Source organism: Paenibacillus sp. OK003, from assembly GCF_900109515.1.
Lineage (GTDB): Bacteria > Bacillota > Bacilli > Paenibacillales > Paenibacillaceae > Paenibacillus > Paenibacillus marchantiae.
In genome coordinates, this window is the sequence record NZ_FOBD01000011.1 from 105,993 (window position 1) to 130,775 (window position 24,783).

A 24,783-nucleotide genomic window follows, 5' to 3' on the forward strand; every position below is an offset into this window, starting at 1 on the left:
TCCCTTCCGGGAAATCCTCCATTTAAAAGTTATTATTTTGTGTTTTGTCCATTCCACAATTCCACTCGTGCTTGAACGTAACCTGTGTACTCCTGCTCCATTTTTACTGCACCAGCTTTATCAAGTTCAGCAAGCATGTTATCATACACACTGTCGAATTGGTCAGCAGGGGTTAGGACAGCTTTTGGAATACTCTTACGAATGATGTCCTGAGTTTTCTGGAAAACTACGTTGTAATCACTATCAGAAGGCACAGAGATGTTCCAAGCTGCTCCCCATGGTTTCACCGGGAATTCGTCTGCTTTTGGAAATAGGTCCAGCCATGTTGTTGCACCATAAGCTTTCAACGTTTTCTTCTCCGCATCAGAGTATCCTGCAACAATCTGATCAGGGAAATTGGTAGTGTAATAATTATCTGTTGAATCTTTCACTCCATCCCCGTAGTGCGCACTAAAGATATTATACAGGCCAACTCCGCTTTCCTTAGTAAACGAAGCATTATCATCATTTTTACGCTTCTGAACATCGGCCGGGATTACACGCTTGCCATCTTCCACATTATATTGTTTCCCTTCTACACCCCAGTTTCTTAAAACCTGTCCTTCATCAGAGGCCAACCAATCGAGGAATTTAATCGTACGTACCGGATCCGGATTGCTGGTTGTAATGCCAATACCCCATCCACTCATAAAACCGGTATCTTGCATGGAGTGATCCTTAATATCCTTGTTCAAAGTAACCGGGAAGTGAGCATACGTATAGTCATCCTTGCCTTCCCCCTTCAGAGCATTTTCCGCATCGCTATAACCCCATTCCTGATCAATCAGACCAAGAACACGACCACTGGCGATTTTAGATTTATACTGATCACTTTTTTGAACAAAGGCATCCTTGTCGAGCAGTCCTTCATTGTACATTTTGTTCAGCCAACGGAAGTATTCCTTCTCCTCCGGACGCTTGTAATGCAACTGGGCTTCATACGTTTCAGGATCAATGTAATATTCGCCGTCATCAGGTGCTCCTGTTGCCTGAAAAGCAGGATTAGTTACTGTTATCATAATACGCCAGTCATCAGCGTCCAATGTCAATGGAATCGTCGGTTGACCATCTGTTGTTGGATGTTTAGCGTAATATTCTTTTAACACTTTCTCATAATCATTGAGTGTCTTTACTTCTGGGTAACCGAGCTCTTCCAAAACTCTCTGCTGAATTTCAAAGCCACCGCCCGCATCAAATGTTTGTTGGTCCACTGCACCAACGGTTGGCAATACATATATTGCTTGATCCTCATTACTGTATTTGAGTCGATCCATGTAATCGCCATATACTTTCTTCAAATTGGGACCGTATTTATCAATAAGGTCTGTCAAATCGACCATATTACCTGCATCCACCAGCTTGTTAATGTCTCCTTTGGCATAAATCATATCCGGAACTTCACCGCTGGCAGCCATCAAGGATATCTTGTCATTCCCACCGGATACAGCATATTCCGCATTAATAGTAACACCTGTTTTTTCAATAATGGCCTGACCAATATCATCTTTCATATTCGCCCAGTTCGGACTGGCATCCGCACCGAAGAAAGACAGTGTTATCGGTTTTGTATCATCCGAGCCTTCGGTAGGTGTAGCATCTTTGCTTCCCGAATTTCCGCAGCCAGCTGTAACCAACAACGCACTTGCGAGCATCAACATTGCAAACGTCTTAGGTGTATTGCCTTTCATTTTGCCTCTCATTGTCTAGTCCCCCTATTATTATGAAGGTTTTATCTGTATAACAGGCTTTAGGCCTGAGGATACCACTGGAAGATACATTTCTGTATGCGCTTACTAAAAATTAAATTTGTACTCTTTTTTATCAATACTAAAACTCTCTTCTAACATCCGTAAAACGTTTTCGATAAATAGTTTAAAACGCTTACTGAAAGTGCTTACATTAACGATTATATGTTATCCTCACCCTTTCGTCAACAACAAAAAAGGCCCTTTCCGGGGACCTCTTTTGCTTTGAAAATGCTTAATTATCATGCTTATTTTCAGTATTATTTCACGTCTTTACCTGTCCAGAGTGATACACGTTCCTTGACCCAAACGGTATATTGTTTCTCCATGTCTACCGCACCTGCTTTATCAAGCTCTGCCAGGAGATCATCATACACTTGGTCGAATTTCTCAGGTTTGGCAAGGATGGCTTCAGGAATACGTTTGCGGATAATGTCCTGCGTTTTCTGGAACGTTACGTTATAATCCGTATCTGAAGGTACAGGCATGTTATATGCTGCGCCCCAATCTTTCAGCTTCAAGTCGTCTTCAGAAGGATAGAAATCTTTCCACGTTGTAATGCCATAGGCTTTCAATGTTTCCTTCTCTGCCGCAGTATAACCTGCCTGGATCTGCTCAGGGAAGTTCGTTGTGTAGTAGTTACCTGTGGAATCTTTCACACCATCGCCATATCTAGCGCTGAAGATGTTGTACATACCGACTCCTGTTTCTTTGGTGAATGCAGAGTTGTCATTGGTCTTGCGGTCCTGTACATCCTGAGGAATGATACGTTGGCCATTTTCCACTTTGTATTGTTGGCCTTCAATCCCCCAGTTTCTCAGCACCTGGCCTTCATCCGAAGCGAGCCAATCCATAAATTTGATAATACGTACAGGGTCTTTTGCAGTTTTGGAAATTCCGATGCCATATCCATCGAATCCGGTTGGTTGGAACGTATGATCCACAATATCCTTGTTGAGGGATACAGAGAAATGAGCGTACGTATTCTCGCCATTGTTAACTGATTTCAAAGCATTCTCAGCTTCACCATAGTTCCATTCCTGGTCAATCAGCCCCAGTACCCGACCGCTTGCAATTTTGGATTTGTATTGGTCATCCTTCTGCACAAATGTATCTTTGTCAAGAATGCCTTCATTGTACATTTTGTTCAACCAGCGGAAGTATTCTTTCTCCTCTGGACGTTTATAGTGCAACATCGCTTCATACGTTTCAGGGTTAATATAATATTCACCATCATCCGGTGCTCCAGTTGCCTGGAAGGCTGGATTCGTTACCGTAATCATAATCTTCCAGTCATCTGCATTCAGCGTCAGCGGAATGGTCGGCTGTCCGTCAATGGTTGGATGTTTAGCATAATATTCTTTTAGCACTTTCTCGTAATCCTCAAGCGTTTTCACTTCTGGGTAGCCGAGTTCTTTCAATACCTTTTGCTGAATCTCGAATCCGCCTGTAGCATCAAATGCAACATTATCTACACCCATGTTCGTTGGGATCGTGTATATGGACTGATCTTCCAAACTGTATTTCAGACGGTTCATCTGGTCCCCATAAATTTTCTTCAGGTTTGGTGCATATTTGTCAATCAGATCTGTCAGGTCAAGCATCGCGCCTGCATCCACAAGCTTAGACAAGTTACCTTTAGGATAGATAATATCAGGGTATTCACCGCTGGCAGCCATCAAAGGTATCTTCTGGTCGCCACCATTATTCACATCATACTCGGCTTCAATTGTAACACCTGTTTGTTTCGTAATTTCTTGGCCAACTGCGTCCTTCATGTTGTTCCAGTTAGGACTTGCGTCAGCACCAAAGAACGTAAAGGTGATTGGACTGGTCGTATCCCCTGTGTCCGTTGGTGTCTCTGAAGCCGTAGTTCCTCCTCCGCTACCGCTGCATCCTGCTGTAATGGCAAGAGCGCTGGCTAACAGAAGCATCGCGAATGTTTTTGGTGTTTTGCCCTTCATGTGTAATCCCCCTTATGGATAAAATGAAGCTATCTATTGTAGAACAGGCTGACCTGCACATACCGTATTCGGGTGATTCTCATTGTGAAACGTTTGATTTTATAACATAAAAAGCGTTTTCTAAATGTAGTGAAAAACACTCACTCTTCTCAGCATTTTGAGCAACCGATCTATACTCTTTCTGACTGAAGAGATTCGTGTATACGCCTTGGTAAATCATAAATGAAAGTGCTTTCATATTTGAATAATAATCCCTCCAAAAGTCCTTGTCAATAGTGAATATACAAAATTGAAAACGTTTTTTGGAAAACGTTTTAGGTATAAAAAAGAACCCAGTTCCCTGGGCCCTTTTTCTCGAAAAAATAGTCTGCTGAAACGTATTAGTTGCTCGCTTCACCGCTCCACAATTGAACACGGCTTTGCACCAGTTCAGTGTATTGTTTTTCCATGTCCTCTGCTCCGGCTTTATTCAGCTCGGCAATCATCCCATCATAAATGGCATCGAATTGTTCAGGGGAACTAAGGATCGCTTCTGGAATCCGTTTACGGATAATATCCTGTGTTTTTTGGAAAATAACGTTGTAATCCGAGTCTCCTGGAGTCGGCATATTGTACGCTGCTCCCCATGGTTTGACCGGGAACTCATCTTCACTTGGGAACAGATCTTTCCACGTTGTTGCGCCGTATGCTTTGAGTGTCTCTTTCTCCGCATCGGAATAGGCCGCTACAATCTGTTCAGGGAAATTCGTTGTGTAATAGTTATCCGTGGAATCCTTGACACCATCGCCATAGTGACCAGACATATTGGTATAGAGGCCAATCCCTGTTTCTTTCTGGAATACGGCAGCATTATTCGTTTTTTGGTCCAGCACATCGGCAGGAATCACACGTTTGCCATCTTTCACTTCGTACTGCTTGCCTTCAATACCCCAGTTCATCAGCACTTGACCTTCATCAGAGGCCAGGTAATCAAAGAATTTAATTGTGCGAACCGGGTCCGGATTCGATGTTGTAATCCCTACACCCCATCCTGATACAAAACCAGGGTCCTGGAAGGAATGATCCTTGATATCTTTAGACAGAGTTACCGGGAAGTGTGAATAGGTCGCTTCATCTTTGCCCGCTGCTTTCAATGCGTTTTCCGCATCGGAATAACCCCAATCCTGGTCAATGACGCCCAGAACACGACCACTTGCAATTTTGGATTTGTATTGATCCGTTTTCTGTACGAAGCTGTCCTGATCAAGCAGTCCTTCCGCATACATATGGTTCAGCCAACGGAAATACTCTTTCTCTTCCGGACGTTTGTAATGCAGACTTGCCTCATAGGTCTCAGGATCAATATAGTACTCACCGTCATCCGGAGCGCCTGTTGCGAAGAATGCCGGATTTGTCACCGTAATCATGATTCTCCAGTCATCTGCGTCCAATGTTAACGGGATTGTCGGCTGACCATCAATCGTTGGATGTTTCTCTTTGTATGCCTTCAGTACCTTCTCATAATCTTGCAGTGTACGCACTTCAGGATATCCCAGCTCTTTCAATACACGCTGCTGAATCCCAAATCCGCCGCCTGCATCAAAATACTTCTGATCTACCGCATAATACGTAGGCAGTACATAAATTCCTTGATCTTCGTTGCTATATTTCAGCCGGTCCATGTAATTACCATACAGCTTCTTCAGATTGGGGGCATATTGCTCGATCAGATCAGTCAGATCGACCATTGCCCCAGCATCCACGAGCTTGCTCAGCTCTCCTTTGGGTGACACGATATCCGGATATTCTCCGCTTGCTGCCATCAAGGATACTTTATCCTGACCACCACTGACGGCAAATTCACCGTTAAGGGTTACTCCTGTTTTCTCTGTAAGGACTTTCCCCACTTCATCCTTCATACCGTTCCAGTTCGGACTGGGATCGACGCTAAAAAAGTCAAAAGTAATCGGAGACGTATCACCGCTAGTGTCCTTAAACGACGTTTCGCCGCTGTTTCCTCCACCGCAACCTGCGAGCAAAGACATCGCAAGCACTGGAGCCAGTGCAATCTTCATTTTGTTTCTTGCCATAATGGTAATCCTCCCGTTTCATATGTCTGTCTATCCGGGACTTTTTTGTCCCTGTCTATAGCTTCATGAATGCCACTCCGCAGCCCTATACGGTGAAGCGCAGGCCGTATGGCTGCGCTTCGGGCATCCTGATGCTTCTTTTATTATACGGCCGCTCTATCTATGTGGCGGCCTGTATAAACTTGCTTAAGCTTTTACTGCACCCAATGTCATACCACCCACAAAATACTTTTGCAGGAATGGATACACAATCAGAATAGGAACCGTAACAACGATCGTGATCGCCATTTTGATGGATTCCGGTGAAATCTGTGTCATTTGCTGTGCCATGTCATTGGCGTTACGTCCAGCTCCCGAGCCTTGCTGTGTACTTTGCAGTACTTTCATCAGCTCGTACTGGAGCGTGGTCAGATGAGCCTTCGAACCATTATACAGATACGTATCGAACCAGGCATTCCACTGGCCTACAGCCAGGAACAACGCGATGGTTGCAAGTACCGGTTTACAGAGTGGCAAAATGATTTTGTAATAGATCTTAAAGTCATTCGCACCATCCAGCTTCGCTGATTCCTGCAAGGCATACGGCAAGCCGTCAATGAAGGAACGAATGATGAACACGTTAAACGCACTGATCATACCTGGCAATACATATACCCAGAATGTACCGATCAGGTTCAGGTCACGCATCAGGATGTACACCGGAATCAGACCACCGGAGAAATACATCGTGAGTGCAAGTGTTGTAGAAACAAACTTTCTCAACTTGAAGTCAGGACGACTCAGTGTAAATGCGATCATTGAGGAACTGATCAAGCCGAGCACGGTACCTACAATGGTACGTAGAATGGATACCTGCAAACCTTGCAGCAATCCCTCGTATTGGAAAATCGTTTTGTAGTTTTGCAATGTGAAATCACGAGGCCACAAGTAAATTCCACCACGTACGGTATCTGTCGAGTTATTAAGTGAGATAGCCAGTACGTTCAAGAATGGATACAGTGTTACAATCAGCACCAGGGTCATCGCGAGGATGTTGAATATATCGAACAGCTTATCGCCCCGAGTAGCATTGAATGCTTTGTTCGCCATAATGTCGTCCCCTCCCTACATGATGCTTTCTTTGGTGAATTTTTTGAACAATCCGTTCGCTGTAAACAGAAGGATGATACTGACAACGGAGTTGAATATGCCTATGGCTGTACCATACGAGAATCGTCCCATATTCAAACCATAGTTGAGCGCGTATAGATCAAGCACTTCCGAGTAGTCTAGCACCAGACTGTTTTGCAGCAAAAATTGCTTCTCGAAACCGATACTGATCAGATGCCCGATCGACATGATGAAAAGTACGGAAATCGTGGTCCGTATGCCAGGCAACGTGATATGCCACATTTGTCTCCAGCGGTTTGCTCCGTCTACCCGGGATGCTTCGTAAAGCTCCTGGTCAATACCGGTAATGGCCGCCAAATAGATAATGGCATTCCAACCGGTTTCCTTCCACATATCTGAAGCGGTTACAATGTACCAGAACAGGTTCCCTTTAGCCATGAATTGGATCGGCTGATCGATAATGTTTAGGTTTACCAAAAGGTCATTGATAATCCCGCCATCAGTGGAGAGCATCTTGGTAATAATCCCTGCCACTACGACCCAGGATACAAAGTGAGGCAGATATGATACCGTTTGCACGGCGCGCTTGAAGAACATACCTTTCATCTCATTCAAGAGAATCGCGAAGAAAATCGGCACGATAAAACCGACAACCAGTCCCATCAAGCTCATTGCAAGCGTATTTCGAAGTACCAGATAGAAGCGATCATCACTGAACAGCTCTGCAAAGTGTTTAAAACCAACCCACTGTTGATCACCGAACGATCTGGCCGGTTTATAATTTTGGAAAGCCATCGTCCATCCCCATAGTGGCAGATAGTTAAATACAAAAACCCAAGCTACGAATGGCAATGACATGAGGTAGAGATACTTTTGCTGTTTCATACTGTCCCAAATTCTGTTCCGCCGTTTTGGTGTTGACGGATTGGGGTCACTGCTTTTTTTCGCGGAAGCGGATTTTTCTGTTAGCGTTTCCATCTCCGTTCCCCCTCCTCTAATTTATAAAATAATCATACCTGATAGAGCGTTTTCAAAATACCAGCTGGATTTTAGAGAAAATCATATGAAAATTAGATATCCCCCTATATAATCCGATTTTATTTCTATAAAATTAGTGATAATGACGCCTTCTATTATTAATTAATGAAATTAAAAGGGAATTTATTTTGAAAATGGTAATGATCGAAAACGTTTTATAGAAATCGTTTACTTGATGTAAAACTACAAAGAAAAAAGGACCTCAAAGGTCCTTCAAATAGAGTATAAGTTCGAAAACGTTTTACAATAAACTAATCGGGAGAAATGCCAACCGTCAGAAGTACTCCGCTCTGAAAATTATGGGCTACTTCCGTTCCGGCTCTCCTGAGGAATCCTTGGACTGTGATCTGGCAAGCTCTCTTGCATGTTTATAAGCGGAAGGCGATTCCCCTACATACTTCTTGAATTTGCCGTGGAAGTAATCCACGTTGGCATACCCCACCCTCGCGGCAACCTGGTGCACCTTTAAGCCTTCATCGAGAAGTTCCTTCGCTTTCTCCATTCGAACCTTATCGAGAAATGCATTGAAATATTCCCCGGTATGGTTTTTGAACAGCTTGCCCAAATAACTGCTATTGTAGTTAAATACCTCAGCGAGTACCTCCAGCTTGAGATTTTCGCCGGGATTACGACGGATAAATTCAATCATTTGTTTCAGTACCGTATCCTTGCTTCCTCCACCCATGCGCTGAATAAGCCGGTTCAGGTGTTGAGCAGCCATTACTTTGAGATCCAGTAACGTTAATTGATGGTAGACCTCCGTAATTAGAACGGAATGCTCCTGCATAATGGATTGCATATGCTGATTCGTTGCCGCAAGTTTGTTGATAGCCAATGAAAACACTTGGGAGAACGCCGTCTTAATCGCCTGTTCTGTCTGATGATGGGGGATCAGACGTTCCTCGATTTCGGTCAGCACACGCATCACGGACTCGCTGCTCCGAATGTCGAGCGCATAATACAGCTTGTCCGCCAATTCTGCTTCATCCGGTTCACCACTAACTTCATCCAGCGCAATAACCGGCCCAGAAGCACTTTTGCTCTTCTCGCCTTCGTTCCATAACATAATACGTCGTTCCGCGAACAGGAAACGTCCGCCCAATACGCCGTTGGCCTGATTATAGGAATGTGCGATGTCTGCTGTGGAGTTTACAGGTTGACCTGCTGCCGCGTACATGTGAATATTCCATTCTCCCAGCAGCCCTTCCAACTCATCATATAAACTCTGGGCAGATGGTACAGTCAAAATAGGCTCTTTACATAACAGTCCCAGTCCGGAATGGAACGAAAACACAATGCCCCGATCTTTCTGGTCAAAAGCTTCTGCCAGTCTGCGTTTCACCACACTACCACGCTGTAAATCAGGTTCGGCATGCATCTCCAGCAGCACAACCTGATACTGCGACCAATTCAATCCTAGAGCATTTGCTTCCATCGTTTCCATACCTTCCAGGCTATCAAAAAGCAATGCTTCAATTTGATGCTCCCGGTAGGCTGTATCCTCACCAGCATGGCGGGCTAATGTCATCCGCTCCCGTGTCAGCATTGCAGAGATTCGCTCCAGCTCACTGATAATCTCCTCTTCATCCACCGGCTTGAGCAGATACCCATCCACGCCAAAACTGATGGCTTTCTTGGCATAATCAAAATCGGCGTACCCGCTCAGGATCAGAAAGTGCGAACCCGGATGGTGCTGCCGCACTTCTTCAATGACATCCAGTCCGGTCATGCCGGGCATACGAATATCAATGATCGTCAGGTCTGGTTCCAGTTCTTCGAAGTGGGTGATGGCCTCACGCCCGCTCGCAGCTGTACCAATCACCTGAAAGCCGTATTTTTCCCAATCAATGATCGTTGTCAGTCCTTCACGTATGCTCGGTTCATCATCTACCAATAACACTTTATACATGCTGGTCTCCTCCTGCTGGCAAGGTGAAAGAAACCTCTGTTCCTTCCCCGTACACACTCTTAATCTGTAATCCGTATGGCTCGCCGTAAGTCAACGTTAAACGTTGATGTACGTTGCGCATGCCAATCCGGCTCTTCTCCTGTTCTTCCGGTCCACAGATGAATTGCATCACTTCAGCCAGACGCTCCGGCGTAATGCCTGCCCCATCGTCATCGACTCTCACCTGGACAACATCCTCCACCAAACGAATATCTATATTCACACGGACGGTGCCCTCTTTATTTTCCAAACCATGCACAATCGCATTCTCAACCAGAGGCTGAATGATCAAAGGAGGGATGTACATCTTCTCCACCTCCGGATCAATATGGATCTGGAAAGCAAGTCGGTCGCCGTATCGGAATTTCTGAATTTCCAGATAAGAACGTACCATCTCCAGTTCGGCTCTGAACGTCGTTTTGCCGCTGCCAATCTCAAGGCTCTTGCGCATCAGTTTGCCCAGGAGCCTGACGATATTGGCAATCTCAGCCTCGCCTTTGATATGGGCTTTCATGCGGATCGACTCCAGTGCATTAAACAAAAAATGAGGATTGATCTGGCTGGCCATCATTTTCAGTTTAATCTCTTTCTGCGCGATTTCCAATTGATTGTTCTGTTCCGTTGCCTCCACCACCTGAGTCATCAGTTCATTAATGCTCTTCACCATGTAATTGAACTGCCTAGACAGTTGCCCAATCTCATCATTCCCGTCAATGCGGGAGGTGACATTCAGATCACCCAGTGCGAGCTTATTCAGATGTTTGCTGAGGCGTAACAATCGGTTCGACGTGAGAAATGAAATGATATATACAAGCAACAATGCAATGACCAGCACAAGCGTAATAAAGAGCATACCGATCATGCTAATGGTGTTGGCGTCTTTGACGATATTTTTGGTGGCAAAAACCGAAATGATTTTCAGGCTGTTCATGCTCGATCCAGGGTGCAGCTCATCAATGACAATGTTGGATGGCTCCCCCTGAAAGTCTGCTTCAATTGTGCCTTTGGCCTGGTTTTGCAGATCTACGCCAAAATCAAGCTCGTCCAGCGTCCTACCCACCAGTTCGGTATTTTTGGCCGCAACCACATAACCCTGCTCGTCCGTAATCAACGTCTCAAACGGCTCCTGACGTAACAATCCATTTAGCTCGTCCTGATTAATTACAATCATCAGCACACCCTCGGTCCGATATTCGGGAAAAGGTACTTTGCGCACCAGACTAAGCTTGTGCACCGGATTATCTCCCTTGTCAGGAATGTAGAACCAGCCGATGCTCGTCGTTTTCAGCGCCTTTTGGTACCAGTAACTATCCTCGGTCTGCTTATCCACCGGAATAAACTCCAGATTGTTGATTAGCGTCGGATTGGTGGAGTAAAACCGGATGCCCGCAACCTCGCGGTACAGACGCTTGTATTCCTGAAAATCTTTGTATGCGAGGTAAGCCGAGGTCAGCTCCACAACACTTTGGTATTGTTTGTTCACAATTTCTTTCAAATCATTGTTGAACATCAGAATGTTGGAAATATCCGTAGGCACACGCAGCAGTGTGGTCGTCTGACTTTTGACTTTGTCCACGTTGTTAATCGTCTGTCCAATGGCATTATCCAGCGCCTGCTTCCGAAAGTATCCGGTTACAGCCAGGCCAATAATCAGTACCGGAATCATGACGACAAGTACATAGGATATGAGCAATTTATGCTTTAATTTAAGATTGTTGGATGTTCGTATGAGCCTTTTAAACATATCTGCACCTTCCGCCCGCGTATAAGCGCTTACATATAAAGGTCAGTACATATTACGTCTGCCCTTCCAATTCATCATACCACATAACAGCAAAAGCCCTGCAAGAGGGCTTAGAAAAGAGATCTGATATAAATAGTGGACACGGGTCTGAAATACTCTATCCATCTGGCTGATCTTTTGGATCTAAAATGAGCATCGGCAGCTCCACCTGTGAAAAAACAACGTGAGTTACTGTCATCGCATACGGGGTCAGCTCGGTAATACAGGCTTCGATTTCAGACATTCCCGGTGCAGACAACATCACCATAAAACAGGCCTTGCCTGCTACACGATAAGCAAATTCCGCCCAAGGCAATCGACGAATATAATCAGCAAAACGTTCATGCTCTCCATTTCGCAAAGTCACCTCAATCATACATCGAACCCCGCAGCCCAGCTTGGAGCGATCTATGTCTGCTCTGTATCCGCGTATTATCCCCGTATCTTCCAGCTTGCGTACTCTTTCGCTCACCGATGACGGTGACAGGTTTATCTGACGGGCCACTTCACGCATGGACAGACGAGCATCGTCGTGTAACAGCCCCAAAATATGATAATCCGTTCGATCCAGATTCATTTGTCATCCCAGACTCCTTTTTTCGGCACATATGTTTTAGATTAGCATACAATTCAATTCATTTGCAGTGGAGATGCACTGAAAGAATTAGATAAAATTGATTGTATCAGATTGCATATCTTTCAGAAGGAGTAAACCACGATGCCAATCATTTCATTTTCAACTCATGGGGAAACCCCATTCCAACGTCTGCTCGGCCATCAGCCTTCCGTGATGCAGCATTGGAATTCTCTAGGCGATGTACTTGCTGGTGACAGCCTGTTATCAGCTCGGCTGAAAGAAGAAGTCAGACGTACGCTTGCTCAGCGTAACGGATGCATGTATTGCCGGGCCAAGGGACAGCCTGACCCAAAACCGGAAGAGGCCGCCATTAGTATGGCGACCGGGCTTGCTGAATTATTTTTACAGACGGGCGGCAATGTGGACTCTGCCGTCTTCCCTGTTCTCCGGGAGCATTTTTCTGACGCACAGCTCAGTGAGTTGTGTGCCTGGATCTGTTTTACCATCGCATCCCAATGGTTTGGTGCCGCACTAAGACTTGAACCGGAGAAGGATATTCCAACTCCTTAAGGACGTGGTGTGTCTACCCCGTTCAGAATCAGTTTGGGATGAATATCTGCGCTAAGCGAAGCGGAAACTGCACAATACTTCTCTTCAGCCATTTGGATGGCTTTCCAGATCCGATAATCCGGGATATCGCCGTCCACCTTGAAGATCAGGTCAATGGAAGTAAATCCTTTCGGCATACCTTCACTACGTGTACCCTGTGCTTCAATCTCAATGCCAGTAATTTTGTCCAGGAAAGCGTCCAGAATCATCGTGATATCGATCCCCATACAACCCCCGAGACCCGCCAGTAACAATTCCATGGGCGTAGCACCCTTGCTGTCACCACCATAGGCTGCTGTGGCATCCATGCCAACCGCATAGCCAGAAGGTCCTTCGGAAGTAAACGCGCGTTTGCCTTTCCATACCGTTGTTACATTCATGATGTTTATCCTTCTTTCTTAGAATAGTTTACGCTCTGCAGATATCCGTTCCAGGTCCGGATCGTTCTTCCGATCGCTGTTGTCTCCAAATGTTTTTGATTATACTCATAAAGGATAACATTCGGAGACAAAGGCGAACGCTACGCTTCTTCAGAATCGATTCCGTCCCCTTCACTCCGTCTGCTTATCTCTGAGAATTCTTAGAATTCAGTAATTTGCTGCAAAAATCTGCGTGTCCGCTCCTGAGTCGGGTGTTCAAAAAAGGCCTGTGGACTTGCTTCTTCCACAATCGATCCATCCGCCATAAAGACGATTTTGTTAGCCACATTCCGGGCGAACTTCAACTCATGCGTAACGACCAGCATCGTCATGCCTTCCTGTGCCAACTCCTTCATAACGGAGAGCACTTCTCCCACCAATTCGGGATCAAGGGCTGAGGTAGGCTCGTCAAACAGCATCACTTCAGGCTCCATGGCCAGTGCGCGGGCAATTGCTACGCGCTGCTGCTGTCCACCGGACAAACGGGATGGATATGCATCCTGCTTGTCCGACAGGCCGACTCGATCCAGCAGAATCCGGCCGCGTTCGGCCGCTTCGTCCCGCTTGATTTTTTTCACAGTCACGAGTCCTTCCATCACATTGCCAAGCACCGTCTTGTGCGGATACAGATTGAACTGCTGGAATACCATGCCGGTCTGCCGACGGATTTCCAGTACACGAGCCCGCTGGATTCGCTGCGAGTCGGCACTGTCTACCACAACACCATTCACTTCAATCTTGCCACCAGAGAGCTCTTCCAGACCGTTCAGACAGCGCAACAATGTACTTTTACCTGATCCACTGGGTCCCAGCAGAACAACAATATCTTTCGCATCGACATGCAAATCTATATTTGTGAGAACTTCATTTTTCCCAAAACGTTTGGTCAATCCTGTTGTTGTAATCACCGGTTCTCCCCTCCTATCAGTAAGCCCGGGCCAGCCGGCGCTCCACTTGTTCCAGAATGGCCGAGAAGCCGATACTCATAATCCAGTAGATCACGCCAATCGCCAGATAAAACGGCATATTCACCGCATATTGTGATACAAGCAATTGTGCTGACCGCAACAACTCGGTAACACCGATCGCCGCCACAAGTGATGTTTCCTTCAGCATACCAATAAAGGTGTTACCCATCGGCGGGATGGCAATGCGTACAGCCTGCGGGAAGATAATCCGTCTCATCGCTTGAGTCGGCGTCATTCCCGTTGCGTATGCAGCTTCCGTCTGCCCTTTCGGTACCGCCTGAATGGCTCCGCGGAACGTCTCCGACAGAAACGCACCTGCATTCAGACTCAGCCCCAGACATGCTGCGGTGAGCGATCCCAAGGTCACTCCATAATCAACCAAGCCGTAATAAATAACGAATAATTGCACCAGCAGCGGGGTTCCCCGCATGATGGATACATAGAAACGGGCGATCATTCTAAGCCACATCGGTCCTTTCAGACGCGCGATCGCGACGAGCACTCCGATGATAAAGGCAAAAAACATTGATATTACAGTTACATACAGCGTGTAATACGCTCCCTTCAGAAAGAAGGGGATATTCTCAAATACCAATTCCATGGATCAAACTTCCCTTCGCCTTGCCGGTTCATTATTGCGCAGGCTCTTCACCGAACCATTTTTTGAAGATGGTATTGTACGTACCGTCATCCTTCATGCCTTTCAATGCATCATTCAATGCTGCTACGAGTTCTGGGTTGTCTTTGCGCACAGCAATACCTGCCTGGTCACTCTTAATCGGTTCACCTACGGCTTTGATTTTTAATCCGTTGGCATCCACAATGGGTTTCAGCGCATACATGTTGTTGATTGTGGCATCAATCCGTCCAGCATTCAGATCTTTGAGTGAAGAGATAACATCGTCATAGGTTTTAATCGTGAAGTCGCCCACTTTCGGCAGCACTTCATTACGCAGATACGTTTCATCATTCGTACCCAGACCTACGCCAATCGTTTTTCCTTTGAAATCTTCCAACTTGGTAATATCGTTGTTATCACTTTTCACAATGATTTTGACCTGGTTCGTAATATACGGATCACTGAAATCCAGTACTTTCTTCCGATCATCGGTAATCGTCATTTGGCTGATGATGGCATCCAGCTTTTTCGCTTGCAGACTTGGTGTCAGGCCGGAGAACTCCTGGGATACAAATTCAACCTTAACCCCAAGACGCTTCGCAACCTCACGTGCGATATCTGCATCGTAGCCGTCCATTTCTTTCTTATCGTTCAGGAAGTTATATGGTGCGTATGTGCCCATCATGCCCACTTTGATGACGCCAGCAGACTTGATCTGATCCAGTTCATTGTTCGCCTGTGCTCCATTGCTGCTTCCATTGTCCGTAGCTTTACTGCCACAAGCGCTGAGTACCAGCACGGTCATTAGCAGCAGAGCCGTTAAAGTCCAGCCTTTACGAGATTTCATTCCATATGTTTTATTCATGTCATTAACTTCCTCTCATCCACGTAGTCATGTCTTGTTGAAACTTCTGATTCCTTTCTTCCTCTACCGCAGTTGTACCCATTATTCCCTGCTGCAGGCTTAATCATGTGAATATTTAATCCAGTTGTTGAAAAGTAGAGCTTATGGGCCAGCACATCTTTATGTGCCGAGCAGTCCGTAAAACTCAAAGCTTGCCGCCTCCGCAGCCAGCGTTGTTGCTGTCATCGACGAGAACTCGCTGTGCAGCTCCTCCGAGCCAAACAGCCAGCGCGTAATCATGCCTTCAATCATGCTAACCAACAGCGCAGCACGCAGCGGTACATTCATGGAATTAGGCAGCATTCCCAGCTCAATAGCCCGCTGCATGTTGTGGCGAAACGCCTGCTCAACTGCACCCCGTGTCTCTTCGACCAGACGGCGTACCGAATCCTCCGAAACAATGCCTTTGAGCAACAATTCCATAAAATAACGATTGTCCGCTGCAAAGGAGAATAAGTCGGTAAACAGCCGTTCCGAAGCTCTCACCATATCCTCAACCGATCCGGCATCCTTGCGGTAGCCTTGTCCGATGGCTTCAAGCAGCTTCTCCCTGCCGGTTATCACAATCTCCGAGGCAATGGCTTCCTTACTTTTGAAATGCCAGTAAAAAGTGCCTTGCGCGACACCAGCTTCCCGGACGATATCGGAAATTTTCGTCTGATGGTAGCCCTGGGTCGCAAAACGCTCCATCGCTATGCGTATAATCTGGTCCCGGCGTTCTTCTCCGGGTTCCAAATGATTGGTTTTAGACATTTAATTATCCTCCCGATTGATCAGTCAGTCAGTTAAAGTATATCCTATTGGATAACTAGGTTTTTGTCAATATGGTTTTAAACAATTCATTACGAGCATAAGTTGAAGTTGGGCGCATTTGTGATCATAATAGATGATAGCCTTGTTCTAATGAGCGGGCATTGTCACGCAGGACAGCCTATAAGCTGGCATCTGCATTTCAAGGAGGAAGAGAATTGGACTTTATATCATCAATTATTATGGGCATCATCGAAGGTTTGACTGAGTTTTTGCCCGTGTCCTCGACCGGACACATGATTCTGACTGCCCACTTGCTGGGATTATCGGAGGACAACGAGTCAGTCAAAACGTTTGAGGTGGTTGTGCAGCTCGGAGCTGTACTAGCTGTCGTTGTGCTGTACTGGAACAAATTCATTGATATGTTCCGCTTCACCGGAGGCAAAAGGAGCTACACCTCCCGTCTGAACCTCATACATATCTTTTTGGCGATGGTTCCTGCCGTGGTCATTGGACTTGTATTCCGGGACTGGATCAAGGCGCATCTGTTTGGAGCACAAACGGTGCTGTACAGTCTTGTTATTGGTGGTATCCTGATGATTATCGCTGAACGTTGGAGCCACCGCAGCGAGCGCATTACAACCCATGATGTAGACGATATTACGTATAAACAGGCATTTGTGGTGGGTCTTTTTCAGATTCTCGCATTATGGCCAGGCTTCTCCCGTTCCGGTTCGACGATCTCCGGTGGACTGTTCGCAGGGGTAAGCCGAGTTGCCGCAGCAGAATTTACATTCCTGGTATCTGTGCCGATCATGATTGGAGCCACAGGATATGATCTATACAAAAGTATCGATCATCTGAATACCAGCGATTTCCCCATTTTCGCGATTGGATTCATTGCCGCATTTATCGTAGCCATGCTCGCGATTAAGACGTTCTTGTCCATTTTGAAAAAACTGAGTCTGACCGTCTTTGCAGTGTATCGCTTCGTGCTGGCAGCCGTATTCTTTATCATTTTAATGATGTAACCCTATCTTCAAGTCATGTAACCAAAAAACCAATGGCGACCTGTTCCTTTCGGAAACGGGTCGCCATTTTTATGTACGAGACTAAATCAGGACCACTTTCTTGCCTGAATTTTTTTTAATTTCTTTGAATGCCTAATTTTTTTGATAATATGCTTCCTATTACGCTTTCTTTCCTCCAACAATTGTTTCACGCCTCTCATTAATAAAAGGTATCTTAGGTCATCCTCATGGCTCAATTGGTGCATTTCTTTCAGAATCGAATTGCTCATATCCGTCTCTGCCACCCCATATTTAGTTTATCCTGAACATTATACGAGGGCGTACTTAACAAACTCTCAACAATTCGATTTCATTTGGTGAACAGCGCATTCTCTTTGCCCCAATAGCAAAAACGCCACCTATCAGGGATAGGAGGCGTGCGTTTCGTATAACTAATGCGATCGATCTAAACAAACTGATATCGTTTATACCTTGGACTCCAAAGTCTGCAGGTACTCCGAGATTTGAGCAGGTGTTTTTGCCCATTTGCTGTGCAGATGTGCAATTTTCTTGCCGTTCTGGAATACGAGCAGGCTTGGAATGCCGCGTACACCGTTCTCTTCAGCAAACGGCAGGAACTCTTCTGCATCCAGGGCATAGAAAGTTTTATCCGCATGCTGGTCGATAACGTCCCCGATAAAGCGATCCAGGTTTTTGCAATCCGGACACCAGGTTGTATCAAATTTAATGACGGTCATTCCGTCAGAATTAATTATATCGCGATATTGTTGTTCACTTTGAATTCTTTCCATATGTCTTCTCTCCCTTATTTGATTCTTTATGGTTGACCTTCATTGTACCTCGTATAGTTACAATTGAAAATAGGCTGCCAACGTTTAACGGTGCTGCTTGTAGAGATTGGCGGGACTCAGCTCCCGTATTTCGTTAATCTCCGCAACCGTAAGGGGTGCAGATTCTGAAGCAGCGATATTATGCAACAACTGCTCTCTCGAACTGGCACCTGGCACGACAGCGGCAACAGCCGGATGCGCCAAAGCATAACGAATGGCCGTTTGAGCCATGCTGCGATTGTCTGTAACCAAATGGCCCAGGCCTTCTCGTATGATGTGCAGCTCCTCAGGAGTATAATCCAAATAACCCTTATCTGCCTTGGCAGCACCAGAATCGGCGAGCACCCCACTTGCCACAGGTCCACGAGCAATAACACTAATGCCCTTTTGTTCCAACAAAGGTAATACTTCCTCTTCGGCCCGGCGATCCGCAACGCTGTATTGATTCATTACGCTAACAATGGAAGCTCTCTGCACATATTCACGAATCACGTTAGGCCGGATGGAGGATATGCCGTAATACCGGATAAGACCTTCCTGCTTCAGTTCCTCAAAGGCTTCGATCGTCTCTTCGATTGGATCATCCATTGTTCCGCCATGCAGCTGATACAGATCAATATAATCCGTCTGCAGCCGTTTCAGGCTGTCTCGTACAGCCTGTTTGATATAGGCTTTGGACGGGTCCCATGTCCAGCCTTCTTTTCCCGCTATGCGACGATTACCAACCTTGGTTGCCACAATGACCTGATCCCGGCGTCCCTGGATGGCCTGGCCCACGATTTCTTCGTTTAATCCTGCATCATACAGGTCAGCGGTATCCAGAAGATTAACGCCACGATCCAATGCTTCATGAATCAGGGCTATGGCAGGTCTCACTTCGGTTCCAAGCGACATACAGCCTAACCCAATTTCACCAACCATGAGTTCGGATGAACCCAGACGATTTTTCTTCATATGTTGTGCATCCCCTTCCATACGTTCTGCAAGTTTCCATTGTATCATTCTTGCTGGCAAAAATCGCATATGACATATGAGCGTACACAAAAACCCGGGACCATACCAGCTCCGGGCTTCTCATGCTTATTGACTCCTATAACAAAATCTATTTTAAATCACACGTGAACCTTTTTTGCTTCCATAAGACGGTATTGAAGAAGAGTTTTTCATCAGACCTGATACCGTACTGAACAGCTTATCCCTTGCTTCTTTATTCCTCATCAAATAAGTCACGCCTGCTCCGATGGCTGTTACAATAATTCCACTTTTTTTAGACATATGTTGTTCCTCTTTTAGGATTAATGTACATCGTCTCTTGCTTGAGATTACCCTGTGGGAGAAAAACGAAACGTCAGATGTGATCGCTAAAATTAGAGAATGGCCTATTACAGCGTAAAAAAGATGGCCCCTGAAAATTCAGGAGCCTTCTTCTAACGTGCTGTATAAGTCTAAATCATCGTTACTACTGTAGACCGTTGCGTGGTCATAATATCATCCAATGATTATTATCGCTTCCGATCAATCGGACGGCGGTGCAACATGCGTCATTTCCTCATGTTTGTAGGTGGAGCCATCCGCAGTCAGGTAGAAATGCCCGATCGGATGCAGATCTTCATCCAGTTCATAGACCAGCGGAATGCCTGTCGGGATATTAAGTGCCATTACGTCTGCTTCGGACATTTGGTCCAGATGCATGACGAGTGAACGAAGCGTATTGCCGTGCGCGGAGATAAGTACCCTTTTGCCCGCGGACACAACCGGTTTGATCTCTGCATTCCAATACTCCAGCACCCGCTTTGATGTATCCATCAAATTCTCGGTACGAGGGATGGTGCAGCCCAACCGTTGATACTTGTCCTGGTCCTGAACATACCGATCATCAGTTTCGTCCAATGCTGGGGGAGATACGCTAACGGAGCGTCTCCACTCCTTCACCTGATTCTCACCGTACTTCAGCGCAGTCTGCTGTTTATTCAGTCCTTGCAGTGCACCATAGTGACGTTCGTTCAGTTTCCACGTCTTCGTGATCGGAATCCACATCCGGTCCATCTCATCAAGTGCAATATCCAGTGTTCGAATGGAGCGTTTAAGTACTGAAGCATAAGCGTAGTCAAAATCAAAACCCTGTTCCTTCAGAATTTTGCCCGCTTTACGCGCTTCTCCGTATCCATCGGTCGTCAGATCCACATCCGTCCAACCGGTAAAACGGTTCTCCACGTTCCACATACTCTGTCCATGGCGAATTAATACGACTCTGTACATAAGCGTGAATCCTCCTTCCATGAAACCATTACCCGCAAGGCGAGCCGGATATGCCCATGATATGTGAAATTATTAATAGTAAGGTGCCATCATCAGATATACAACTACACCCGTTGAACTCACGTAGAGCCAGATTGGCATCGTCCAGCGAGCAATTTTACGGTGTTTCTTCAACTGATTTGTCCAACCCCATACCAGAGTGAACAGAGCCAGCGGCACAATAATGGCTGCCAGAATGCTGTGTGTGATCAGAATGAAGAAATAGATGGAACGAATGATGCCTTCCCCGCCGTATTTGGACGTTTCCGGAGACAAATAGTGGAACGACAGATACGTAACGAGAAATAAAAGTGTCGTTGAAAATGCAGCAAGAATGAAACGTTTGTGCAATTTCACATTCCGCTTGATAATGGCAATCAGAGCCGCAAGCAGGAAGATAAAGGTGAAGCTGTTGAACACGGCGTTAAACCGCGGCAGCACTGTAATGTCAAAGGCTACATCGCCTTTGTATCCGATCGACGGTGCAAAGAACAACAATAAAATAATGACATTGGCGATAATGGAAATGGTAATAATAAGACCTGCAAAATTTTTATTACTGGTCGGGGCAATCTGATTGGATTGAATGTTCGGGTCCCCTTTGTCCTGTTTGCCCAATGAAAAATCCTCCTCATATCCTAACTTCTATGTTCTATCTCATTATATCTTGCCATTTCTCGACTGTTAAGTGACAACACTCTGAACAAAAAGCCTCGTCAGGTACTCTTAAAATGCCCACTTAAGGCCATTTTCATTAAAAGCACACCTTCACTGGTTTACCCTATCCTGCATTTGTGGTATAATTAATGCAATTAATCACATACGCGTTGAACTGGAGGAGCCTGTCACCAAGGGCCCTCCTTGTCTTTTTTTTAAGGCATAAAGCGGCACACTAACATACGCCGTTTTATGCCTTTTTCTGTTTTAAGGCTGGAATGATCTTCCCTTGGGCTGGTTACCCTATAAACGCTATTACTGGAAGGGAGAACAACTATGGAATTTGTTTTGGTACTTGCACTCATTCTTATTTTCACCAAGTTGGCTGGAGATTTGTCGGTAAGACTCGGTCAACCATCGGTATTGGGCAAATTGATCGTCGGTGTTATTCTTGGACCTGCCCTGCTCGGCTGGGTTCAACCGGATGATTTCATCCACTATATGTCCGAAATTGGGGTATTACTGCTCATGTTCATTGCTGGACTTGAGACGGATCTCGAGCAATTGAAGAAAAATTGGAAGGCAGCCTTTGCGGTTGCCGTGGGTGGTATCATTTTACCATTCATCGGAGGTTATGGAGCTGCCGCTGCGTTCGGCATGTCGCAGACACACGCTTTGTTCTTTGGACTTCTGTTCTGTGCCACTTCGGTCAGCATTTCGGTTCAAACGCTCAAAGACATGAATCAGCTCAGCTCTCGTGAGGGTACAACGATTCTTGGAGCAGCCGTCGTCGATGATGTGCTAGTTGTTGTCATCCTCGCTGTCATGATGAGTTTGCTCGGAACAGGGGCAACCGATACTTCAATCCCTCTGCTCATTGGCAAGAAGCTGTTATTCTTTGTTGTTATTATCGCTGCCAGTTGGTTCCTCGTTCCACGCATCATGAAGTGGATGGCACCGCTGAAGGTCACAGAAACCGTTATTACAGCCGGATTAATCATCTGTTTCGGCTTTTCGTACTTTGCGGAATGGATGGGTGTTGCAGGCATTATCGGGGCTTTTGCGGCAGGTATCGCCATCTCTCAAACGAACTTCAAACATGAGGTCGAAACGAAACTTGAACCGATCGCGTACGGGATTTTTGTTCCAGTATTCTTTGTAAGCATCGGTTTGAACGTGACTTTTGACGGCGTGGGTTCACAAATCTGGTTCATTATCGTTATCAGTCTGATTGCCATTGTAACCAAGCTGCTGGGCGGAGGAGCAGGTGCGCGTCTGACCGGATTTGATCGCTCATCCTCCCTCGCCATCGGTGCAGGCATGATTTCCCGAGGGGAAGTTGCTCTTATTATCGCATCCACCGGACTTGCTTCCGGATTACTCGACCCTGAGTATTTCACCAGTGTGGTCATTATGGTTATCGTTACAACCCTGGTTACGCCACCTTTACTCAAAATCACCTTTGCACGCAAAAAAGGGGAAACTCGTGTTGAAAAAGGGATTGAGGAATCCCATCTGAATGGGTAATGTCATTAACTAGTAAGAATGATCGGGATACGGGTACAGGTTATTAATGCAGATGTATGTACAGATGCAGTACGACGTAGTTCACAGTACCCCATATTGTTCTGTTGGAGATATACCTGGATAATCAGAACTGAACCATCAAGAGGGGTATCAATAAGTCGATTTTTAAAGTATTGAAATTATTCAGTCTTTAACGTTATACTTGTCCTTAGAAAATAAATTTAGGTCGTGAAGCACACGCCGCTTTGACACATTTTCCACCTTCGATTCAAGAAGGTCGGAAATGTTCAGAGCGGCTTTTAGTTTTTTATAATATTCATTTGATATGCATAAGGAGGAAATGATTACAATGAGCATTGGATTTGAACAGGCATATGAGGAATGGATACACTCACTTCTGGAGAAGGAAACTAACCTTAGAGTGCGTTCAAGAATAGAAAATGGACTCGAACATGGTACTATGGAATTTCTACGTTCGGTTTGGTTCCCGGTTGTAAAGAACTTCAACCATTTGCAACCAGAATGGGAGGTTCGGGATTTTCATAACGGCTATCGGTATCTTGATCTGGCTTATTTGCCAGGTAACGGCGTTAAGGGAGGAATCGAAATACAAGGATATGGGCCGCACGCCCGAGATCTCGATGTACGTCGCTTTAAAGATCTATGCTGGCGGCATTGTTTGCTGACACTTGATGATTGGACATTTTTGCCGATAGCTTATCTTTCCATAAAGGAGGAACCTAAACGTTGCCAACAACTTGTGCTTTCTTTCATGGGGAAATTCGTTGCCACAGATACACCGTCATCTTTCAATTGGCTCGAAGCAGAGTGTATTCGTTATGCCAGACGCATCATGCGTCCCTTTACCCCATCGGAACTAGCAACCCATCTGCGGATCACAGAACAACATGCTCGAAGAATTCTACACAGGTTGGTCGATCATCAGGTACTATATGTCGCAAATGGCAAGCAAAGATATCGAACATATGCGTTACGAACCTAGGACACTCTATTTCACCGAAATTCGTCTCGCCCGTTATCTAACGAATTCAATTCACGTTATTTCTGGGAAATCGATTCATTTACGACTATACATCCAACTTTTCGTGAAATAAGAATGATGTGATTCGTTAGAATTTTAACATCGCCAATAACTCAATAATAAGCACATTCCAGTTCGTTAAAATTCGTTCAGGTTGGTTATAGTCTATAGTTCATTGAAAAGAGCGCTATAGCTGGCTCTCCTAGATTGAATTCGTCGCAGCTCTTCTAAAAGCTCTTTCTGATTGGTTGGTTGTTGGTTAATGTCCGTTAAAGTGAATATGTTCTTCAAAGTCCAGCACAAACAAAAAAGACCACTGCATGCACAAGAGGTCTTTATCCTCGCCTGTTCGTAACAGGCTGTCCCATTTTAAGTTAACACACCTACATAAAAGCCGATCGATATAAAGACGACACACCATATAAACGCCCCAATGCTGGAGACAAGCACGTATCGTCCTATGGCCATGCGGCTGATTCCGGAGAAGCAGCACATCAGATGACGAATGCCTGGAATGAAGTAGCCCAGTATAATGGACCAGTATCCGTATTTCAAAAACCAGGACTCCACCCTGCCCAGCCGTTTGGCGTTAACCCCGACCCATTTACCATACTTCTCAACCAGTGGCCGACCGGCCTTCTTGCCAATGGTGTAACTCAGAAGACCTCCAGTAAACGCTCCACCAAAACTGACAACGATGGACACCGAATAATTCAGCACCGAGATGGAGGCGAGATAACCGACAAAGGTCATCATCACCTCATCCGGAATAGGCATGCCAATCACGCCAAGAGCCAGCAGTCCGTAAATTGCGAAATAACCATATTGACCAATAAATTCTCTTGCAAATTCCATA

The 24,783-nt window shown here is 45.7% G+C and carries 23 protein-coding genes; 4 read left to right on the top strand and 19 right to left on the bottom strand.

What is annotated here, in order from left to right; translation table 11 throughout:
* Positions 1-32: 32 nt before the first annotated feature.
* The 8 genes from BMW94_RS18460 to BMW94_RS18495 all read right to left on the bottom strand — a co-directional run bounded on the left by BMW94_RS18460 (position 33) and on the right by BMW94_RS18495 (position 12,273).
* Positions 33-1,727: an ABC transporter substrate-binding protein gene (locus BMW94_RS18460; protein WP_091000533.1), complete on the bottom strand. Its 1,695-nt coding sequence runs from the start codon at positions 1,725-1,727 to the stop codon at positions 33-35.
* A gap of 317 nt (positions 1,728-2,044) precedes the next feature.
* Positions 2,045-3,748 carry an ABC transporter substrate-binding protein gene (locus BMW94_RS18465; protein WP_091000452.1) on the bottom strand — a complete coding sequence of 568 codons (1,704 nt, stop codon included), beginning with the start codon at positions 3,746-3,748 and terminating at the stop codon, positions 2,045-2,047.
* Between the two features lie 380 nt (positions 3,749-4,128).
* Positions 4,129-5,817 carry an ABC transporter substrate-binding protein gene (locus BMW94_RS18470; RefSeq protein WP_091000453.1) on the bottom strand — a complete coding sequence of 563 codons (1,689 nt, stop codon included), beginning with the start codon at positions 5,815-5,817 and terminating at the stop codon, positions 4,129-4,131.
* A 186-nt stretch (positions 5,818-6,003) separates the two neighbouring features.
* A complete protein-coding gene (locus tag BMW94_RS18475) occupies positions 6,004-6,906 on the bottom strand; it encodes a carbohydrate ABC transporter permease (protein ID WP_091000454.1) in 903 nt (300 codons plus the stop codon).
* A gap of 15 nt (positions 6,907-6,921) precedes the next feature.
* Positions 6,922-7,905, bottom strand: coding sequence for an ABC transporter permease (locus tag BMW94_RS18480; protein ID WP_091000455.1), 984 nt, complete (start codon positions 7,903-7,905; stop codon positions 6,922-6,924).
* A gap of 364 nt (positions 7,906-8,269) precedes the next feature.
* Positions 8,270-9,874, bottom strand: coding sequence for a response regulator transcription factor (locus BMW94_RS18485; RefSeq protein WP_091000456.1), 1,605 nt, complete (start codon positions 9,872-9,874; stop codon positions 8,270-8,272).
* A complete protein-coding gene (locus BMW94_RS18490; protein WP_091000457.1) occupies positions 9,867-11,657 on the bottom strand; it encodes a sensor histidine kinase in 1,791 nt (596 codons plus the stop codon). The genes BMW94_RS18485 and BMW94_RS18490 overlap by 8 nt, the downstream gene beginning before the upstream one ends.
* Positions 11,658-11,814: 157 nt before the next feature.
* Entirely contained in the window at positions 11,815-12,273 is a 459-nt protein-coding gene (locus BMW94_RS18495) for an Lrp/AsnC family transcriptional regulator (RefSeq protein ID WP_091000458.1), read from the bottom strand.
* Between the two features lie 141 nt (positions 12,274-12,414).
* On the opposite strand from BMW94_RS18495, the gene BMW94_RS18500 reads away from it, so the two are divergent.
* Positions 12,415-12,843: a carboxymuconolactone decarboxylase family protein gene (locus tag BMW94_RS18500; RefSeq protein WP_091000459.1), complete on the top strand. Its 429-nt coding sequence runs from the start codon at positions 12,415-12,417 to the stop codon at positions 12,841-12,843.
* Here the strand turns inward: BMW94_RS18500 and BMW94_RS18505 are convergent.
* The 5 genes from BMW94_RS18505 to BMW94_RS18525 all read right to left on the bottom strand — a co-directional run bounded on the left by BMW94_RS18505 (position 12,840) and on the right by BMW94_RS18525 (position 16,545).
* Positions 12,840-13,262 carry an OsmC family protein gene (locus BMW94_RS18505; RefSeq protein ID WP_024631426.1) on the bottom strand — a complete coding sequence of 141 codons (423 nt, stop codon included), beginning with the start codon at positions 13,260-13,262 and terminating at the stop codon, positions 12,840-12,842. The two genes, BMW94_RS18500 and BMW94_RS18505, sit on opposite strands and share 4 nt — an antisense overlap.
* A gap of 200 nt (positions 13,263-13,462) precedes the next feature.
* Complete coding sequence (locus BMW94_RS18510; RefSeq protein ID WP_024631427.1) at positions 13,463-14,209, bottom strand: amino acid ABC transporter ATP-binding protein; 747 nt, start codon at positions 14,207-14,209, stop codon at positions 13,463-13,465.
* A gap of 16 nt (positions 14,210-14,225) precedes the next feature.
* Positions 14,226-14,870 carry an amino acid ABC transporter permease gene (locus BMW94_RS18515; RefSeq protein WP_091000460.1) on the bottom strand — a complete coding sequence of 215 codons (645 nt, stop codon included), beginning with the start codon at positions 14,868-14,870 and terminating at the stop codon, positions 14,226-14,228.
* 31 nt (positions 14,871-14,901) lie between these two features.
* The gene (locus BMW94_RS18520; protein WP_091000534.1) at positions 14,902-15,735 is read right to left on the bottom strand and encodes a substrate-binding periplasmic protein; all 834 of its coding nucleotides are present in this window, start codon (positions 15,733-15,735) and stop codon (positions 14,902-14,904) included.
* A gap of 177 nt (positions 15,736-15,912) precedes the next feature.
* Positions 15,913-16,545, bottom strand: coding sequence for a TetR/AcrR family transcriptional regulator (locus tag BMW94_RS18525; protein ID WP_091000461.1), 633 nt, complete (start codon positions 16,543-16,545; stop codon positions 15,913-15,915).
* A 239-nt stretch (positions 16,546-16,784) separates the two neighbouring features.
* Here BMW94_RS18525 and BMW94_RS18530 point away from each other — a divergent pair, with 239 nt between their 5' ends.
* Complete coding sequence (locus BMW94_RS18530; RefSeq protein WP_063566628.1) at positions 16,785-17,573, top strand: undecaprenyl-diphosphate phosphatase; 789 nt, start codon at positions 16,785-16,787, stop codon at positions 17,571-17,573.
* A 464-nt stretch (positions 17,574-18,037) separates the two neighbouring features.
* Here BMW94_RS18530 and BMW94_RS18540 read toward each other — a convergent pair whose 3' ends face one another.
* From BMW94_RS18540 to BMW94_RS18555, 5 genes are all read right to left on the bottom strand, one after another.
* A complete protein-coding gene (locus BMW94_RS18540) occupies positions 18,038-18,364 on the bottom strand; it encodes a thioredoxin family protein (protein WP_091000463.1) in 327 nt (108 codons plus the stop codon).
* An 84-nt stretch (positions 18,365-18,448) separates the two neighbouring features.
* Positions 18,449-19,357, bottom strand: coding sequence for an aldo/keto reductase (locus BMW94_RS18545; protein ID WP_091000464.1), 909 nt, complete (start codon positions 19,355-19,357; stop codon positions 18,449-18,451).
* Positions 19,358-19,510: 153 nt separating this feature from the next.
* Positions 19,511-19,678, bottom strand: a complete 168-nt coding sequence (locus BMW94_RS30585) for a hypothetical protein (protein ID WP_175480756.1) — start codon at positions 19,676-19,678, stop codon at positions 19,511-19,513.
* Between the two features lie 240 nt (positions 19,679-19,918).
* A complete protein-coding gene (gpmA, locus tag BMW94_RS18550; protein ID WP_091000465.1) occupies positions 19,919-20,662 on the bottom strand; it encodes a 2,3-diphosphoglycerate-dependent phosphoglycerate mutase in 744 nt (247 codons plus the stop codon).
* Positions 20,663-20,734: 72 nt separating this feature from the next.
* Positions 20,735-21,319, bottom strand: coding sequence for a DUF420 domain-containing protein (locus BMW94_RS18555; RefSeq protein ID WP_170867957.1), 585 nt, complete (start codon positions 21,317-21,319; stop codon positions 20,735-20,737).
* Positions 21,320-21,694: 375 nt separating this feature from the next.
* On the opposite strand from BMW94_RS18555, the gene BMW94_RS18560 reads away from it, so the two are divergent.
* Both BMW94_RS18560 and BMW94_RS18565 read left to right on the top strand, forming a co-directional pair.
* Positions 21,695-22,885, top strand: coding sequence for a cation:proton antiporter (locus BMW94_RS18560; protein ID WP_091000466.1), 1,191 nt, complete (start codon positions 21,695-21,697; stop codon positions 22,883-22,885).
* A gap of 349 nt (positions 22,886-23,234) precedes the next feature.
* A complete protein-coding gene (locus BMW94_RS18565) occupies positions 23,235-23,888 on the top strand; it encodes a transcriptional regulator (protein WP_091000467.1) in 654 nt (217 codons plus the stop codon).
* A 408-nt stretch (positions 23,889-24,296) separates the two neighbouring features.
* Here the strand turns inward: BMW94_RS18565 and BMW94_RS18570 are convergent, their stop codons facing one another.
* Positions 24,297-24,782, bottom strand: a complete 486-nt coding sequence (locus BMW94_RS18570) for a DedA family protein (protein WP_053780148.1) — start codon at positions 24,780-24,782, stop codon at positions 24,297-24,299.
* Between the last annotated feature and the right edge of the window lies 1 nt (position 24,783).

Bases quoted from the DNA above. Each gene is read 5' to 3' on its own strand.
- BMW94_RS18460 (WP_091000533.1), bottom strand. From the start codon at position 1,727: ATGAAAGGCAATACACCTAAGACGTTTGCAATGTTGATGCTCGCAAGT.
- BMW94_RS18465 (WP_091000452.1), bottom strand. From the start codon at position 3,748: ATGAAGGGCAAAACACCAAAAACATTCGCGATGCTTCTGTTAGCCAGC.
- BMW94_RS18470 (WP_091000453.1), bottom strand. From the start codon at position 5,817: ATGGCAAGAAACAAAATGAAGATTGCACTGGCTCCAGTGCTTGCGATG.
- BMW94_RS18475 (WP_091000454.1), bottom strand. From the start codon at position 6,906: ATGGCGAACAAAGCATTCAATGCTACTCGGGGCGATAAGCTGTTCGAT.
- BMW94_RS18480 (WP_091000455.1), bottom strand. From the start codon at position 7,905: ATGGAAACGCTAACAGAAAAATCCGCTTCCGCGAAAAAAAGCAGTGAC.
- BMW94_RS18485 (WP_091000456.1), bottom strand. From the start codon at position 9,874: ATGTATAAAGTGTTATTGGTAGATGATGAACCGAGCATACGTGAAGGA.
- BMW94_RS18490 (WP_091000457.1), bottom strand. From the start codon at position 11,657: ATGTTTAAAAGGCTCATACGAACATCCAACAATCTTAAATTAAAGCAT.
- BMW94_RS18495 (WP_091000458.1), bottom strand. From the start codon at position 12,273: ATGAATCTGGATCGAACGGATTATCATATTTTGGGGCTGTTACACGAC.
- BMW94_RS18500 (WP_091000459.1), top strand. From the start codon at position 12,415: ATGCCAATCATTTCATTTTCAACTCATGGGGAAACCCCATTCCAACGT.
- BMW94_RS18505 (WP_024631426.1), bottom strand. From the start codon at position 13,262: ATGAATGTAACAACGGTATGGAAAGGCAAACGCGCGTTTACTTCCGAA.
- BMW94_RS18515 (WP_091000460.1), bottom strand. From the start codon at position 14,870: ATGGAATTGGTATTTGAGAATATCCCCTTCTTTCTGAAGGGAGCGTAT.
- BMW94_RS18520 (WP_091000534.1), bottom strand. From the start codon at position 15,735: ATGAAATCTCGTAAAGGCTGGACTTTAACGGCTCTGCTGCTAATGACC.
- BMW94_RS18525 (WP_091000461.1), bottom strand. From the start codon at position 16,545: ATGTCTAAAACCAATCATTTGGAACCCGGAGAAGAACGCCGGGACCAG.
- BMW94_RS18530 (WP_063566628.1), top strand. From the start codon at position 16,785: ATGGGCATCATCGAAGGTTTGACTGAGTTTTTGCCCGTGTCCTCGACC.
- BMW94_RS18540 (WP_091000463.1), bottom strand. From the start codon at position 18,364: ATGGAAAGAATTCAAAGTGAACAACAATATCGCGATATAATTAATTCT.
- BMW94_RS18545 (WP_091000464.1), bottom strand. From the start codon at position 19,357: ATGAAGAAAAATCGTCTGGGTTCATCCGAACTCATGGTTGGTGAAATT.
- BMW94_RS30585 (WP_175480756.1), bottom strand. From the start codon at position 19,678: ATGTCTAAAAAAAGTGGAATTATTGTAACAGCCATCGGAGCAGGCGTG.
- gpmA (WP_091000465.1), bottom strand. From the start codon at position 20,662: ATGTACAGAGTCGTATTAATTCGCCATGGACAGAGTATGTGGAACGTG.
- BMW94_RS18560 (WP_091000466.1), top strand. From the start codon at position 21,695: ATGGAATTTGTTTTGGTACTTGCACTCATTCTTATTTTCACCAAGTTG.
- BMW94_RS18565 (WP_091000467.1), top strand. From the start codon at position 23,235: ATGAGCATTGGATTTGAACAGGCATATGAGGAATGGATACACTCACTT.
- BMW94_RS18570 (WP_053780148.1), bottom strand. From the start codon at position 24,782: ATGGAATTTGCAAGAGAATTTATTGGTCAATATGGTTATTTCGCAATT.